General features: G+C 41.5%; 14 protein-coding genes and 1 pseudogene. 14 read left to right on the top strand and 1 reads right to left on the bottom strand.

The window, feature by feature from the left end; all coding sequences use genetic code 11:
- Window position 1 precedes the first annotated feature (1 nt).
- The 7 genes from DWX65_RS02595 to DWX65_RS02565 all read left to right on the top strand — a co-directional run bounded on the left by DWX65_RS02595 (window position 2) and on the right by DWX65_RS02565 (window position 8,309).
- A complete protein-coding gene (locus tag DWX65_RS02595) occupies window positions 2-1,495 on the top strand; it encodes a glutamate synthase subunit beta (protein ID WP_118172722.1) in 1,494 nt (497 codons plus the stop codon).
- A 166-nt stretch (window positions 1,496-1,661) separates the two neighbouring features.
- A complete protein-coding gene (locus tag DWX65_RS02590) occupies window positions 1,662-2,450 on the top strand; it encodes a Cof-type HAD-IIB family hydrolase (RefSeq protein WP_117698471.1) in 789 nt (262 codons plus the stop codon).
- A gap of 232 nt (window positions 2,451-2,682) precedes the next feature.
- Window positions 2,683-2,967 (top strand): co-chaperone GroES, encoded by a 285-nt coding sequence (groES, locus tag DWX65_RS02585; protein WP_022242508.1) that lies wholly within the window; start codon window positions 2,683-2,685, stop codon window positions 2,965-2,967.
- A 67-nt stretch (window positions 2,968-3,034) separates the two neighbouring features.
- Window positions 3,035-4,657, top strand: a complete 1,623-nt coding sequence (gene groL, locus DWX65_RS02580) for a chaperonin GroEL (RefSeq protein ID WP_022242509.1) — start codon at window positions 3,035-3,037, stop codon at window positions 4,655-4,657.
- Between the two features lie 189 nt (window positions 4,658-4,846).
- Window positions 4,847-5,710: a DegV family protein gene (locus DWX65_RS02575; RefSeq protein ID WP_118172721.1), complete on the top strand. Its 864-nt coding sequence runs from the start codon at window positions 4,847-4,849 to the stop codon at window positions 5,708-5,710.
- 131 nt (window positions 5,711-5,841) lie between these two features.
- A complete protein-coding gene (locus tag DWX65_RS02570; protein ID WP_158564686.1) occupies window positions 5,842-7,581 on the top strand; it encodes a zinc ribbon domain-containing protein in 1,740 nt (579 codons plus the stop codon).
- 11 nt (window positions 7,582-7,592) lie between these two features.
- On the top strand, window positions 7,593-8,309 hold the full coding sequence (locus DWX65_RS02565; RefSeq protein WP_118172719.1) for a zinc-ribbon domain-containing protein: 717 nt from the start codon (window positions 7,593-7,595) through the stop codon (window positions 8,307-8,309).
- A 108-nt stretch (window positions 8,310-8,417) separates the two neighbouring features.
- Here DWX65_RS02565 and DWX65_RS02560 read toward each other — a convergent pair whose 3' ends face one another.
- Entirely contained in the window at window positions 8,418-9,767 is a 1,350-nt protein-coding gene (locus DWX65_RS02560) for an MATE family efflux transporter (RefSeq protein ID WP_118172718.1), read from the bottom strand.
- Between the two features lie 148 nt (window positions 9,768-9,915).
- On the opposite strand from DWX65_RS02560, the gene DWX65_RS02555 reads away from it, so the two are divergent.
- From DWX65_RS02555 to DWX65_RS02530, 7 genes and pseudogenes are all read left to right on the top strand, one after another.
- Window positions 9,916-10,803: a LysR family transcriptional regulator gene (locus DWX65_RS02555; protein WP_118172717.1), complete on the top strand. Its 888-nt coding sequence runs from the start codon at window positions 9,916-9,918 to the stop codon at window positions 10,801-10,803.
- Between the two features lie 228 nt (window positions 10,804-11,031).
- Entirely contained in the window at window positions 11,032-12,306 is a 1,275-nt protein-coding gene (locus DWX65_RS02550) for an adenylosuccinate synthase (RefSeq protein ID WP_118172716.1), read from the top strand.
- An 18-nt stretch (window positions 12,307-12,324) separates the two neighbouring features.
- Window positions 12,325-12,936 (top strand): HAD family hydrolase, encoded by a 612-nt coding sequence (locus DWX65_RS02545; RefSeq protein WP_118056842.1) that lies wholly within the window; start codon window positions 12,325-12,327, stop codon window positions 12,934-12,936.
- A gap of 198 nt (window positions 12,937-13,134) precedes the next feature.
- A complete protein-coding gene (locus DWX65_RS02540; protein ID WP_118056841.1) occupies window positions 13,135-13,539 on the top strand; it encodes a hypothetical protein in 405 nt (134 codons plus the stop codon).
- 97 nt (window positions 13,540-13,636) lie between these two features.
- Window positions 13,637-13,774, top strand: a complete 138-nt coding sequence (locus DWX65_RS14920) for a hypothetical protein (protein WP_156454686.1) — start codon at window positions 13,637-13,639, stop codon at window positions 13,772-13,774.
- A gap of 45 nt (window positions 13,775-13,819) precedes the next feature.
- A pseudogene (pyk, locus tag DWX65_RS02535) lies at window positions 13,820-15,241 on the top strand (pyruvate kinase); the annotation flags it as partial.
- 22 nt (window positions 15,242-15,263) lie between these two features.
- Window positions 15,264-16,040 (top strand): NYN domain-containing protein, encoded by a 777-nt coding sequence (locus tag DWX65_RS02530; RefSeq protein WP_022243191.1) that lies wholly within the window; start codon window positions 15,264-15,266, stop codon window positions 16,038-16,040.
- Window positions 16,041-16,179 lie beyond the last annotated feature (139 nt).

Raw genomic sequence — 16,179 nt, 5'->3', positions numbered from 1 at the left:
AATGGGAAAACCAACAGGATTTATGGAATATGACAGAGAGAATGCAGCAGCGGTTGCACCAAAGGAGCGTATCAAGAACTTTAACGAGTTCCATACCCCTCTCTCAAAAGAGAAACAAAGAGTACAGGCAGCACGTTGTATGAACTGCGGCGTGCCGTTCTGCCAGGCTGGTATGAATATCATGGGAATGACCAGCGGATGTCCGCTGCATAATCTGGTACCGGAGTGGAATGACCTTTTGTATACCAACAACTGGGAGCAGGCATATAACCGTCTGACCAAGACCAACAACTTCCCGGAATTTACCTCAAGAGTATGTCCGGCACTTTGTGAAGCAGCCTGTACCTGTGGACACTGGGAAGACCCGGTAACCTGTAAGGCAAATGAGCATGGAATCATTGAAAATGCCTATGAAAAAGGATATGCTGCAGCAAAACCTCCAAGAGTCCGTACCGGAAAGAAGGTTGCAATCATCGGTTCCGGTCCTGCCGGACTTGCAGCAGCAGACCAGTTGAATAAAAGAGGACATTCCGTTACCGTATTTGAAAGAGATGACCGTGTCGGTGGACTTTTGATGTATGGAATCCCGAATATGAAGCTGGAAAAATGGGTTATTGACCGTAAGATTAATATAATGAAAGAAGAGGGTGTCGAGTTTATTACCAATGCCAATGTTGGAAAAGACATCAAGCCGGCAAAACTCTTAAAAGAATATGACCGTGTCATCTTAGCCTGTGGAGCAAAGAATCCAAGAGACATCAAAGCTCCGGGCAGAGATGCAGAAGGCATTTACTTTGCAGTAGATTTCTTAAAGGCAACTACCAAGAGCCTTTTAGATTCTGAGCTTAAAGATAACAAATATATTTCTGCCAAGGGAAAGAAAGTAGTTATCATCGGTGGTGGAGATACCGGAAATGACTGTGTCGGAACTTCTATCCGTCACGGCGCAGCCAGTGTCATCCAGCTTGAAATGATGCCAAAGGCACCGGATGAACGTGCTGAGAACAATCCATGGCCGGAGTGGCCGAGAGTCTGCAAGACAGACTACGGTCAGGAAGAAGCAATTGCCATGTTCGGCTCCGACCCTCGTATTTACCAGACAACCGTAAAAGAGTTCTTAAAAGACAAGAACGGTAAGCTCTGCGGATTAAAAACCGTAAAATTAGAGGGCAAAAAGGATGAAAAGACCGGACGGATGCAGATGGTGGAAGTACCGGGCTCTGAAAGCAAGTTAGATTGTGATCTGGTTCTGATTGCAGCAGGCTTCCTTGGAACAGAAGATTACATTGCCAAAGCATTCGGCGTAGACTTAAATGCCGGAACCAATGTGGCAACAGAAGCCGGTCATTACAAGACCAACGTGGAAAATGTCTTTACAGCAGGAGATATGCATCGTGGACAGTCCCTTGTAGTATGGGCAATCCGTGAAGGAAGAGAAGCAGCCCGTGAAGTAGACGAAAGTCTGATGGGATATTCTTATCTTTCCGTACAGTAATGAAAATTACAATATAATGATAGAAGAAAGTCGTCTGACTATGGTGCACCGGAGGGTGAGCTGTGGCAGGCGGCTTTTTCGTGGTTGACACATTCTGCTTTTGGGGCATAAAATAACCCTTGTGACAAAAAGAGCGAGAAGAAAACAGCGAAAGGACATAAAGAGAATGAGCAGGAAAGCAGTATTTTTTGATATTGATGGAACATTGTGGGACGAGCATTTTGTGATACCGGAGAGCACAAAGGAAGCAATCCGGAAGCTGCGGGAAAATGGACATCTGGCATTTCTCTGCAGCGGAAGAACCAGAGCATTTATTCAGGATGAAAGATTGCTGACACTGGGATTCGACGGAATTGTGGCAGGCTGCGGTACCTGGATAGAGATGGATGGAAAAACACTTTTTTATAAAAAATTAGAACAGGAATTGATAGAGGATACCATACATATATTAAAAGAGTATGGAATTCCTACGGTATATGAGGGAAGCCGGAATTTGTATATGGATCTGGAAGAATTTGAAGAAGACCCTTATGGCTTGAAACTAAAAGAGACATTGGGAGAGGATTTGCTGCCGGTAACGGGAAATGAAGCAATTATGGAAATCAGTAAGTTTTCCTGCTCCACACCGGATGATACTTATCTTAAGGTACTTTCCCATCTGGAAGAGAATTTCACACCGCTGGTGCATGATGCGGCATGTGCAGAGTTTGTTCCAAAAGGATTTTCCAAAGCGTCCGGCATCGAAAAAACCTGTGAGCTTCTTGGTATTGAGAAAGAAGATACCTATGCATTTGGAGACAGTATCAATGATGTGGAAATGTTAAAGCATGTGCAGCATGGAATTGCCATGGGAAATGGTACCAAAGCAGCAAAAGAAGCAGCGGATTATATCACAGCACCATTGCACGAAGACGGCATTTATAAGGGATTGGAGCATTTTGGACTGATTTCATAAACAAATCTAAAAAAAGTATTAAATCGTTACAAATTGAAGAAAGTGAGAAAACGAGAGAAAAAACGAGATATTAAGAGTAAATATAAGAAAACAAGAGAAAAATAAAAAATGGTCAGGCTTGCGAAAAAGAGACGCAGAAACTATTATATGACTATCAGTTAGCACTCGGTTTGAATGAGTGCTAATAAAAAAGAAAGAAAACAAAGAGACCGAATCAAGGAGGCAATGAATCATGAAATTAGTACCATTATCAGACAGAGTTGTATTAAAACAGTTAAAAGCAGAGGAAAAAACCAAATCCGGAATTATCTTAGCAAGTGCTGCACAGGAGAAACCACAGGAAGCAGAAGTAATCGCAGTTGGTCCTGGCGGAGTGGTAGATGGCAAAGAAGTTACCATGCAGGTAAAAGAAGGACAGAAGGTTATTTATTCTAAATATGCCGGAACAGAAGTAAAACTGGATGGCGAAGAATATATCATCGTAAAGCAGAATGATATTCTTGCAGTAGTAGAATAATCGAATTGATAATTGGTAAATAAAACAAATAATAAAATAGGAAAATAGAAGAAAGAGGTAAGAAATTATGGCAAAGGAAATCAAATATGGAACAGAAGCCAGAACAGCATTAGAGGCTGGAGTTGATAAACTGGCAAATACAGTCAGAGTAACAATCGGACCAAAAGGAAGAAACGTTGTACTGGATAAATCATATGGCGCTCCATTAATCACAAATGATGGTGTTACCATTGCAAAAGAAATCGAATTGGAAGATGCATTCGAAAATATGGGGGCACAGCTTGTAAAAGAAGTAGCAACCAAGACCAATGACGTTGCTGGTGATGGTACTACAACAGCAACCGTTCTTGCACAGGCAATGATTCAGGAAGGAATGAAGAACTTAGAGGCTGGTGCAAACCCAATCGTTTTAAGACGTGGTATGAAGAAAGCAACTGAAAAAGCAGTTGAAACAATCGCAGCAATGTCTTCTAAAGTAACCGGAAAAGACCAGATTGCAAAAGTTGCATCTATTTCCGCAGGTGATGAAAGCGTTGGCAACATGGTAGCAGATGCAATGGAAAAAGTTTCCAATGATGGTGTTATTACCATTGAAGAGAGCAAGACCATGCAGACAGAGCTTGACCTGGTAGAAGGTATGCAGTTTGACCGTGGATACATTTCCGCATATATGTGCACAGATATGGATAAGATGGAAGCAGTTTTAGATGAGCCGTACATCTTAATTACCGATAAGAAAATCAGCAACATTCAGGAAATCCTTCCACTGTTAGAACAGATTGTTCAGTCCGGTTCCAGACTTCTTATCATTGCTGAAGATATCGAGGGTGAAGCTTTAACTACATTGATTGTAAATAAACTGCGTGGAACATTTAACGTTGTAGCAGTAAAAGCTCCAGGATATGGCGACAGAAGAAAAGAAATGTTAAAAGATATCGCTATCCTTACCGGTGGTCAGGTAATTTCAGAAGAAGTTGGTCTGGAATTAAAAGATGCTACTATGGCACAGCTTGGCCGTGCAAAATCTGTTAAGGTTAAGAAAGAGAACACCGTTATCGTTGATGGTGAAGGAAATAAAGAAGAAATCCAGGCAAGAATCGGCCAGATTCGTGCACAGCTTGAAGAGACAACATCTGAATTTGATAAAGAAAAATTACAGGAAAGACTTGCAAAACTGGCAGGCGGCGTAGCAGTTATCCGTGTTGGTGCTGCAACAGAGACAGAAATGAAAGAAGCAAAACTTCGTATGGAAGATGCTTTGAATGCAACAAGAGCAGCAGTCGAAGAAGGAATCATCGCAGGTGGCGGTTCTGCATACATCCATGCATCCAAAGAGGTTGCAAAGCTTGCTGAGACATTGGAAGGTGATGAGAAGACCGGTGCAAAGGTTATCTTAAAAGCATTGGAGGCTCCATTGTATTACATTTCCGCAAATGCAGGTCTTGAAGGTGCAGTTATCATTAATAAAGTAAAAGAGTCCGCTCCTGGTATCGGATTTAATGCAGCAACAGAAGAATATGTAGATATGGTAGAAGCTGGTATCCTTGACCCGGTTAAGGTTACAAGAAGTGCTTTGCAGAATGCAACATCTGTAGCATCTACATTACTTACAACGGAATCTGTTGTAGCAAATATCAAAGAAGATGCTCCTGCAATGCCGGCAGGAAACCCAGGTATGGGAATGATGTAATAAGAAAATAAAATATATTACTGAAAAGTAAGGATAGAGAGCTCCTGGCTGCGGATAATGCAGTCAGGAGTTTTGCTATGCAGTTTTTTTCCTGATGTTAGTTTTTGGGGGCAGTTGTTTTGATTTGCAAAATATGTTACAATTATTTCATTGTGTAACATGAAGTCTGAATAGCAAGGAGGAAGAAAAATGGGAAGGGTAGTTATTCTTACAGACAGTTCCAGTGGAATTCGTCAGGCAGAAGCGCAGCAGTTAGGGATTAGCGTATTACCAATGCCTTTTTTTATAAATGGTGAAATACTGTTTGAGGATATCAATCTGACACAGGATACATTTTATGAGCATCTGACAGATGGAGCTGAGATTTCAACATCCATGCCGGCAGTAGGAGACCTTACAGACCGTTGGGATGAGCTTTTAAAAGAATATGATGAAGTTGTATACATTCCATTATCCAGTGGATTGAGCAGTTCCTGTGAGACTGCAACAGCATTATCCATGGACGATGAATATGAAGGAAAAGTATTTGTAGTAAATAATCAGAGAATTTCTGTAACACAGAAACAGTCCGTATTTGATGCAATCAAACTGGCAGAAAGCGGCAAGAGTGGAAAAGAGATTAAAGATATTTTAGAGGATGCAAAATTCCAGTCCAGCATTTATATCATGGTAGATACCCTCTATTATCTGAAAAAGGGTGGAAGAATTACACCGGCAGCAGCAGCACTGGGAACATTGTTGAAATTAAAACCGGTATTACAGATTCAGGGTGAAAAGCTGGATGCTTTTGCAAAAGCCAGAACGGTAAAGCAGGCAAAAAGCATTATGATAAAAGCAGTAAAAGATGACTATGCATCCCGCTTTAAGGAGTGTCAGGATGAGATGCAGCTTTGTATTGCATACACTGGAGATATAAGTGCAGCGATGGAATTCCGCAAAGAAGTGGAAGCAGAATTTGGGATTACAGACATTATGATGGATCCGCTTTCTTTAAATGTATCCTGCCATATCGGACCGGGAGCATTAGCACTTGCCTGTGCAAGAAAATTATAAGATTTAAAGTGTAAATTCTCGGTAAAATTGATTGACCAACCACAAAATATTGTGTAAAATTGAAATAGTTTAACTTGTTAATGCATAAAAGCAAGTAACATATCATGGTAAAACCAAGGAGGAAAATGAAAATGGCATTTTGTGGAAATTGTGGCACACAAGTGGGTGATGATGCAGATTTTTGCCCGAATTGTGGCCAGAAATTAAAAGGGGAGATGGAACAGCCGGCAGAGCAGGCAACACCGGTACAGGAACAGCCGGCAGAGCAGGAAACACCGGTACAGGAACAGCCGGCAGAGCAGGAAACACCGGTACAGGAACAGCCGGCAGAACAGGAAGCACCGGTACAGGAACAGCCGGCAGAACAGGCAGCACCGGTACAGGGACAGCCGCAGCAGGAAACACCAGTACAGGGACAGCCTCAGCAGGGACAGTTCCAGAGTCAGCCGCAGCAGGGACAGTTCCAGAGCCAGCCGCAGCAGGGACAGTTCCAAGGACAGTTCCAGAGCCAGCCGCAGCAGGGACAGTTCCAAGGACAGTTCCAGGGACAGCCACAGCAGGGACAGTTCCAGGGAAGACCACAGCAGGGACAGTTCCAGGGACAGCCGCAGCAGGGACAGTTCCAGGGAAGACCACAGCAGGGACAATTCCAGGGACAGCCACAGCAGGCACGCCCGCCTAAGAAACCATTTAAGATGACGAAACAGTTATGGGCATTGCTTATTGCAGTCATTGCAGTTGTAGTAGTTGCAATTGTTGCACTTGTGGTAGTGAAGAATCAGAAAAAGAAAGTAAATATCAACGATTATATTTCTGTAGAGTATAACGGCTATGAAACAGCAGGAACAGCATATGTTGATTTCGACGAGACCGGATTCAGTGAAGCTGTTATCAAGGCACAGGGAAAGAAACTTAAAAATGTAAAATCTCTTGATGACCTTGACTGGAGTGACCTCACAGATTTGATGGGAAGCAGTAACTGGGATTTGATTGACAGTATTACTTTTGATGTGAAACCGGATTCAGACCTGTCAAATGGTGATGTGGTAACCGTTACTGCTTCATGGAATGAAGATTATGAGAAAAAAGCAGGAGTTAAAATTCTTTCCAAAGAACAGGAATTTACAGTAGAAGGACTGGAAGAAGTAAAAGAAGTTGATCCGTTTGAAGATATCGAGGTAACCTTCTCAGGAACACCACCTTATGTATATCCAGACTGGACCAATAATTCAGATGATGATTACTTACGTTATCTGTGGTTCAATTTTGAAGATTATGACAGTCTTGATGTCGGAGATACCGTAACTTTAACTGTTGATGAGTCAGAAGAGAATGCATTGGCAAATGGTTACAAATTCACACAGACATCAAAAGAATATATTGTATCCGGAGTAGATTCTTATGTAACATCTGCTGCAGATATTTCAGCAGACAATCTGGATTCCATGAAAAATGAAGCAACAGATGCGTTAGATGCATATTTTGCAAATAACAATTCCTATATTGGAAATTCCGGATTCAGTTATGAAGGTTCATATTATCTGGTTGCAAAAAACAGTGATACATGGGGTGATACGAACGTCCTTTATCTGGTATTTTCGACAACTGTAACAAGTGCAGAAAATGCATTTGAGCCAACTGTTGTATACTTCCCGGTAAAATATACAAATATAATGGCATTATCTGATGGAAGCCAGAACTTCAATACATACGGTGATATCGAAGGATATACTGAATTAGAGTATGATGATGGATGGTATAATGTTGAGGGTTATACAGATGGGGCACAGATGTTTAATGATCTGGTTGTAACACAGAAAGTTGATTATACTTACGAAGTAACTGATAATTTAACTCAGTTTGGAAACTAAAGGAGAAGAAAATGAATTCTGGAAATGATTTTACAAAGCACATTCATGTGAAAAATATCATTCGTCTGTTATCTATTTTATTAATGGTATTTTTCTTTGTGCCATCATTTATGGTATCCTGTGCAGGATATGGAAATATTAAAATCAGCGCTTTTAAAGCTATGACAGGTATTAAGATAGAGGGCGAAAGTGTAACAGACCCGAAAATAATCTGCATCATAATGCTGCTGCTTCCAATCGCTATGCTGGCTCTCTGGTGCTTAAAGAGCGTATTAAAAGACAAAATTGCTGCAATCGCATCCGGAAGCTGTGCAGTTGTTGACTTTATTTTCTGGATTGCACTTTGCGTCGGAGTAAATAAGGAAGCAACAGATAATTACTGTACAGCGAAGGTTACAGCCGGATTTATATTTAATATATTGTTTATTCTGGCAATTGTAGTGTTGGATCTGTTGATTATTATCAACGTACTTCAGGCTGAGAAACCATTAATCAGACAGAAAATGATGAACGGATATCAGGGAATGCCACAGCAGAATATGTATGGAAATGTGCCACCACAGCAGGGACAGTTCCAGGGACAGCCAATGCCGCCACAGCAGCAGGGACAGTTCCAGAGCCAGCCAGTACAGCCACAGCAGCCAGTACAGCCGGTATGCAGTAAATGTGGTGCTCCGCTTGTAGCTGGAAATAAGTTTTGTACCAAGTGCGGAAATCCGGTTGCATAAACTGGAATATGAAATAAGTAATAAGTAATAAGTAAAGTAGAAGCCCCATCGTCTGATTATTCAGAGAATGGGGCTTCTTTTCTGCTGCAGCATTGCAGGTTCAGGATTTTATACAGCTTGACTGCGGAGCTGTTTCTTTTTCCGGTTCTTCCAAATGAGATAGGAAATCATAAGCGGTACACCGGCACCAATCCATGCTACCGGGCTTGCCAGACGGACTGACCAGTATCCATATGGATTTAAAAGGAGCCATACGACACCGACACGGCAAATCATTTCAAAGATACCGCTGACCATAGGCATGATACCTTTTCCAAGTCCCTGCAAAGAAGTACGATAAAGGTAAATAAGAGCAAGAAAGAAGAAAAAGCAGCTGATGGTATTTAAGTACTGTGTGGCATAACTGTAAATGGCTTCCGTCGGTTCGCTTAAGAAAAGGGAAACAATGGAACGGCCAAATACAGTACAGATGAATGCAGCAATTGCAACAGTTCCAAGGGCGATTCCAAAGGCCTTCTTCATGCCATCGAAGATGCGTTCGTATTTTCCAGCACCTAAGTTCTGACCACAGTAAGTAGACATTGTGGTTCCAAGAGCCGGCATTGGCTGGGTAGAAATCTGTTCTACTTTGGATGCAGCAGTAAAGGCTGCAACAGCACTGGAACCAAATACATTTACTGCAGACTGAAGAATCATGGAACCAACAGCTATCAGAGAGTAGTTCAAGGCCATCGGGATACCAAGTCCCATCATCTGGGCGGTTGTCACGCGGTCGATGTAGTAATCACTTTTTCTGGTGCGGAGAATCGTGAATTTACGGTACATATAAATAAGACAGAGAGCAGCGGAAATACCCTGTGAGATTACGGTGGCATATGCAGCACCTGCAACATTTAATTTTAAAGTTACAATACAGAATAAATCCAGCACAATATTAAGGGCAGAGGAAAACAGCAGGAAGTATAAAGGAGTCTTGCTGTCGCCAACACCTCTTAAAATTCCGGAAACAACATTGTACATCATACTGGTAATGATACCCCAGAAGATAACCCGGATATAAGAGTCTGCCATATCAAGAATATTATCCGGTGTGTTCATAAAGATTAAAAGCTCCCGGGAAGTAGTAACAGTCAATGCGGTAAGAATCATGGAAATGATTATGGTTAAGATGAAGGATAAAGCAACAATATGCTTTAAACGGCTTTCATCCTTTGCACCGAAAGCCTGTGATACCATAACACCGAATCCCTGGGCAAGTCCGGATGCAAAACCAAGTACCAGAAACATGATAGAACCGGTTGCACCTACAGCAGCCAGGGCATCTTCTCCCAAAAACTGTCCTACAATGATGGTATCTACCATACTGTAGAACTGCTGGAACAGATTTCCGAACAATACAGGAAGTGAGAAGAAAAGAATTAATTTCAGTGGATTTCCGGTTGTCATATCTTTCGTCATAATTATAAGCTCCTTTCAAAATTTTTTGCAGAAATGTTCTGCACTATATGAGAAAAAAGTACTATATTCTTTGGAAACGGGATTAGTATACATTGGTAAAATAAAAATGACAATGTAAAAATCAATTTAATTATGGTATAATTCGCTCATGAATACGAATTTAGAATATTACAAATTTTTTTATTATGTAGGAAAACTTCACAGTATTACATTGGCAGCAGAAGAACTGAATGTTTCACAGCCGGCAGTGTCCCAGGCAATCCGTAATTTGGAGCGGGAGCTGGGAACCACCCTTTTCATGCGGACATCCAGAGGGGTGCGTCTGACTGCAGAGGGGCAGACACTTTACGGCTATGTGCAGCGGGGCTATGAGACCATCCGGGAAGGTGAACGCAAATTCCTTGAAATGCAGGAGCTGACCAGCGGAGAAGTATGTATCGGAGCCAGCGATATGACACTGCAGTTTTATCTGCTTTCTTATCTGGAACAGTTTCATGAGCAGTATCCGAAAATCAGGATTACAGTTACCAATGCACCAACACCGGAGACACTGAAATATCTGCAGAGCGGCAGAATCGATTTTGGTGTAGTCAGCACACCTATGGAGACAACGAAGAATATGCATGTGATTCCGGTGCGTGAGATAGAAGATGTCTTTGTGGCAGGACGAAAATTTGAATATTTAAAGGGCGGTAAATTAAGCTATAAAGAATTGGAACATCTGCCGGTTATGTGCCTGGAGGGAAATACTTCTACCAGAAAATATGTAGAGGAATTTCTGCTGGGAGAAGGCGTTGTGATTCATCCGGAGATAGAACTTGCCACCAGCGATATGCTGATACAGTTTGCAAAAAGGAGCCTTGGCATAGCAAATGTGGTCAGGGACTTTGCCCAGGAAGAAATTGAAAAGGGGGAACTGTTTCAGATTACATTTAATAAGAAGATTCCTGTCAGACAGTTCTGTATTGTTTCGGATGACAGGGTTCCGTTGACTGCGGCAGCAGAAAAATTGTTGAAATTATTACAACATAAGTAAAACTTATATCGAGTATAAGGAATATTGACTTTACTTATAATATCTGATTCGGTATAATCAGAAAGTAAGAAGCAGAGAACTGGTTTTTACACCGGTTCTTTTTTACTTTACAGGAAATTGCTTTCCGGTAAAGTAAAAAACGCTCCGCGAGTAGCTCGTAAAGCGTGTTTCTCATAGTTACGCGAGCAGCGAGAAGAACATATTTCTTATTATAAGGAGGAAATAAAAATGGTTACAGCAGTAGTTGGTGCAAACTGGGGAGATGAAGGAAAAGGCAAGATTACTGATATGCTTGCAAAGGAAGCAGATATTATTATCCGTTTCCAGGGTGGTGCAAATGCAGGACATACTATCGTAAATGATTACGGAAAATTTGCATTACATACCCTTCCATCAGGAGTGTTCTACGGACATACCACAAGTATTATCGGAAATGGTGTTGCACTTGATATCCCGAAGCTTTTCAATGAGATGAAGTCTATTACAGACCGTAATGTACCGGCACCTAAGCTTTTGGTTTCTGACCGTGCACAGATTGTTATGCCGTATCATGTGCTTTTTGATCAGTACGAAGAGGAGCGTCTTGGCAAGAAATCATTCGGTTCTACCAAGTCAGGTATTGCACCATTTTATTCAGATAAATATGCAAAAATCGGTTTTCAGGTAAGTGAACTTTTCGATGAAGATACTTTAACAGAAAAGGTAGACCGTATCTGTGAAATGAAAAATATTATGTTAGAGTATATGTACCACAAACCATTACTGGACAAGGCAGAGCTGTTAAATACATTACATGAGTACCGTGATATGGTAGCTCCGTATATCTGTGATGTTTCTTTATATCTTGATAAGGCAATCAAAGAAGGAAAGAACATTCTCTTAGAGGGACAGCTTGGAACCTTAAAAGACCCGGATCACGGAATTTATCCAATGGTAACATCTTCTTCTACATTGGCTGCATATGGTGCAATCGGAGCAGGAATCCCACCATATGAGATTAAGAAAATTGTTACTGTATGTAAAGCATATTCTTCTGCTGTTGGTGCAGGCGCATTCGTCAGCGAAATCTTTGGCGAAGAAGCAGATGAATTAAGAAAACGCGGTGGAGACGGCGGAGAATTCGGCGCAACCACAGGACGTCCAAGACGTATGGGATGGTTTGACTGTGTGGCAAGTAAATATGGCTGCCGCATGCAGGGAACTACCGATGTAGCATTTACCGTGTTAGATGTTTTAGGATATTTAGATGAGATTCCGGTTTGCGTAGGATATGAAATCGACGGAGAAGTAACCACAGACTTCCCTGTAACTACAAAGCTTGAAAAAGCAAAACCTGTATTAAAGAACCTTCCGGGCTGGAAGACAGATATCCGTGGAATTAAGAAATACGAAGACCTTCCGGAAAACTGCCGTAAATATGTAGAATTCATTGAAGAACAGATTGGATATCCGATTACCATGGTTTCTAACGGACCGGGAAGAAATGATATCATTTATCGTTAAGAATAAAGGCAGATCGTGATGATAAAAAATGTAATCTTTGACGTAGGAAAAGTGCTGGTAGACTTTTGCTGGGAAGAAGTATTTCATAAGCTCGGTTTTGAGGGGGAAACTTTTGAATGTGTGGCGGATGCTACCGTCCGTTCCGTAACCTGGAATGAATTCGACCGGGGAGCAAAGCCGGATGAAGAGATTATTGCTGCATGCATCAAGGAAACACCGGATTATGAAAGAGAAATAAGACTCTTTTATGACCATGTAGGAGAGACGATTCGTACTTATCCATATACGGTGCGGTGGATACGAAGCCTTGAGAAAAATGGATATCATACCTATATATTATCTAATTTTCCAAAGAGCACTTATGAAAAAGCAACAGAAGAACTTTCTTTTGAAAAGGAGACTACCGGAGCAATCTTTTCCTATCAGGTGAAGTGCATCAAGCCGGAAGTGGAAATTTATAAGCTATTGCTGGACAGATACCATTTAGTGCCACAGGAATGTGTATTCATAGACGACCGTCCGGAAAACATAGAGACGGCAGAAAAGCTTGGCATTACAGGCATACAGTTTCAGAATCAGCAGCAGGCAAAGAGAAGGCTTTTGGAACTTGGTGTCGTATCCGGTAGTTAATAAGTAAAGATTATGTAAAAAAAGAATAATTGTCTATTCGTTTCTTGCATTTCAATAGCGAAATGCTTATAATGAGCGTAAGCAGACGGGTAGCAACGCAACTGGCAGGAGTTACTCCTGCCAGTTTTTTTACTTTACAGGAAATTGCTTTCCTGTAAAGCGTGTTTTCGCAGTTGCACAGTAAGCAGGGAGAATACAATGAGGATAACAGGTTTAAAGAAAAAGCTGATAAGTCTCATAGTGGCTGTTATTATGACGGTTTCAGGAATGTATGTTGAAAATATCAACATAGATTCTTCCTTTGTATGTGAAGATACTGCGAACCAGAATTTCATACAGGCAGCACATTTATCCAGACCATCAGAGAGCTGTACCGAAGAACTTTTGGGAAATCGTGAGACCGGCAGGATTACAGCAGGATACCGCAGATTGTCGGAGAAAAACAACGATTTGGAAGGAGCAGCATTATCCCTGGCAGCAGTATTGCCTGAAAATCAGGCAAAAGACGGCTGGAACTTTGAATTACGGAAATCAAAGGATGTTTTGGACAGCAGGAGTGTCATTATAGGCTATATCCATCATCAGGATGGAGCGAAGGGCTGACTATCACAAGTTAGAAGCAATTTACCTGTGCGCAGAGGAGCATAGGTTTCTTTGCGTACAATATCAGGTCATAACTGTGATAGGAGGATAATAAAATATGGCACAGGATATTGTAGTAGCGCTTATGGGCATTATGGCAGCGGCAGCAGTTGCTGCATGCTGGTGGTATGAGCATCATGGCAGAGAGGATGCGACTTCTTCTAAAGAGGAACAGGAAAAGACGAAAGAAGTATAAATGAATAAAAGAAGATAGAGGGCTTGTAGCAGGAAAGGACAGAATATGAGAAAGACAAAAATTATATGTACATTAGGACCGGCAACAAAGGATGATGAAGTATTAAAACAGTTAATGGAAAATGGAATGGACGTGGCAAGAATTAACTTTTCCCACGGCTCACAGGCAGAACATAAAGTAACCATGGATCGTGTAAAAAAGATGCGTAAGGAACTGGGCAGACCGGTTGGAATTCTTCTTGATACCAGTGGACCGGAAATCAGGATTGGACAGCTGGAGGGTGGCAGAGCAGAACTGCTTCCGGGAGATACCTTTAAACTCACCACCAATGATATTATGGGAAATAAAGAGCGGGTCTCTATTACTTACAAGAATCTGGTACATGATGTCAAAGCCGGAACCAGAATTCTGATCGATGATGGACTGATTGAAATGCTGGTAACCAATGTGACAGAAACTGAGATTACCTGTAAAGTAGAAAATGGCGGTGTGATTTCAGACCGCAAAGGAATTAATGTACCGAATGTAAATCTGTCCATGCCTTATATCAGCCCGAAAGACCGCTCCGATATTCTATTTGGAATTGAGCAGGGTGTAGATTTTATTGCAGCATCTTTTGTACGCTGTGCAGATGATGTGCTGCAGTTACGGAAAATTATGGCAGAGCAGGGCTGCAATGACATTAAGATTATCTCTAAAATTGAAAACCGTCAGGGTGTAGATAATATTGATGAGATTCTGGCAGTGTCAGATGGCATTATGGTTGCCAGAGGAGACATGGGAGTGGAGATTCCGATTCGTGAAGTTCCGGCAATTCAGAAGAAAATTATAAAAAAGGTTTACCATGCAGAAAAGGTTGTTATTACGGCAACACAGATGCTGGATTCCATGATGAAGAATCCGCGTCCGACCAGAGCAGAAGCAACCGATGTAGCCAATGCTATTTATGATGGAACCAGTGCAATTATGCTGTCTGGTGAGACTGCTGCCGGAAAATATCCGGTGGAGGCATTAAAAACCATGACAGAGATTGCAGAATATACAGAAAATGATATTGACTATGAGAAACGTTTCCGCCAGCTGGAGAAGATTGATAATCCGGATGTAACCGATGCCATTTCCCATGCAACCTGTATGACTGCCATTGACATCAATGCGGCAGCAATTGTTACGGTAACCAAATCCGGCAAGACTGCCCGCATGATTTCAAGATATCGTCCGAAATGTGCAATTATCGGCTGTACCCCATCGGAAAAGAGTTATTATCAGATGAATCTTTCCTGGGGCGTAACACCACTTATGATACAGGAAGAGACGGATACAGAAGCATTGTTTAATAATGCAATGGAATCCGCAGAACAGCATGGATATGTACAGCATGGAGATTTGGCGGTTATTACAGCTGGAATTCCATTGGGTATTTCCGGTACCACCAATCTGATTCGTGTAGTAGTGACGGGACACTTAAAGAAATAGGAGCGCAGATAGTATGAATGAACAACCGAAATTAGCAGTGCTGATTGATGCAGAAAATGTATCCAATAAATATGTGAAACTAATTATGGATGAGGTCAGCAATTACGGGGTGGCTACTTATAAGCGGGTTTATGGAGATTATTCGAATCCGAGCGTATCTGCATGGATGAAAAATATGCAGGAGTATGCTCTGACACCGGAATTGCAGTGTAATTATACTGCAGGAAAAAGTGCTTCTGATTCAGCATTGATTATAGATGCCATGGATATTCTTTATTCCGGCAAAGTCAGCGGTTTCTGTCTGGTGTCGTCAGACAGTGATTTTACCAAACTTGCCATGCGCTTAAAGGAAGCTGGTATGATGGTAATCGGAATGGGAGAGGAGAAGACACCGAAGTCCTTTGTAAATGCCTGTGAGAATTTCAAGTATCTTGATTTACTTTATAATAAGGAAGAAGCAGAGGAAAAACAGCGCACAGCCACCACAAGAAGAAATACGAATGCATCTTCGGAAAAGGATGCCGGGGACAATGACAACCTTCCGAAGCTTTCGGATATTGAAAAGGAGGTAATCTCCATTATCCGGAGCAATGCAGAGGAAAATGGCTGGATTAATATTTCTGAGCTTGGAATCAATCTGAGCAAACGTATTCCGGGCTTTGACCCACGAAATTACCAGTGCAGTAAACTTTCTACTTTCTTAAAGAAGTTTAGGAGCATTGAATTAAACCCGATTGAGAATCCACACAATAAGCTGTTGAAGGTTGTGTATGCAAAAATAAAAGAGTAGAAAAGAAAGTAAAAGCTTCTTTTTCCAGAGTTGTATTTGGCTGGCGAAAGAAGCTTTTTACATAATATTTTTAAAGCGTAGATACATGCTGTAACTAAAATCTGGTTATAAGCAAAAAAACAGGAAGCCTTGATTTATC

This window comes from Roseburia sp. AF20-18LB (assembly GCF_003461185.1).
In the GTDB taxonomy this organism is placed as follows: Bacteria; Bacillota; Clostridia; order Lachnospirales; family Lachnospiraceae; genus Roseburia_C; species Roseburia_C amylophila.
The sequence above is the reverse complement of the archived record's forward strand: the minus strand, read 5'-3'. Positions and strand labels throughout refer to the sequence as shown.